1 protein-coding gene is annotated in these 334 nt (G+C 35.9%); it reads right to left on the bottom strand.

Annotated elements, in window-relative coordinates; genetic code table 11:
- Window positions 1-108: 108 nt before the first annotated feature.
- A complete protein-coding gene (locus KFE26_RS23770; protein ID WP_212601931.1) occupies window positions 109-288 on the bottom strand; it encodes a hypothetical protein in 180 nt (59 codons plus the stop codon).
- Window positions 289-334: the final 46 nt, after the last annotated feature.

Raw genomic sequence — 334 nt, 5'->3', positions numbered from 1 at the left:
TAACGCTTTGCCAAGGGGCAAATGAGAACGATGTTAGGCGAAGCCTTGTGAGTATTTGTCCCAGCCGCGCTTTTTAGCGGCGAACTTAGGCAACTTGTTAGTAGCATATTATGCAACGTTGTTTGATTTTGACGGCAAACGTTTTTTTAGTATACCTAAAGCCAGAAATACTATTGAAGAAACTAAAAATATACCTGAACCGAAAAAGTCTTGCTCTATAACGTTATAGGCTAACCCTAAAAGCATGATAAAAGCTGCTGCAAAATAATAAAAAATACTTATTTTCATTACACTTCCTTTTAATTTAGATTCGATGATCATTTACTACTAACGC

The sequence above is a fragment of the Shewanella sp. M16 genome (assembly GCF_018224605.1).
Classification (GTDB): Bacteria; Pseudomonadota; Gammaproteobacteria; order Enterobacterales; family Shewanellaceae; genus Shewanella; species Shewanella oncorhynchi.
Note: the sequence above shows the minus strand (reverse complement) of the source record. Positions and strands in the feature narration are given on the sequence as shown.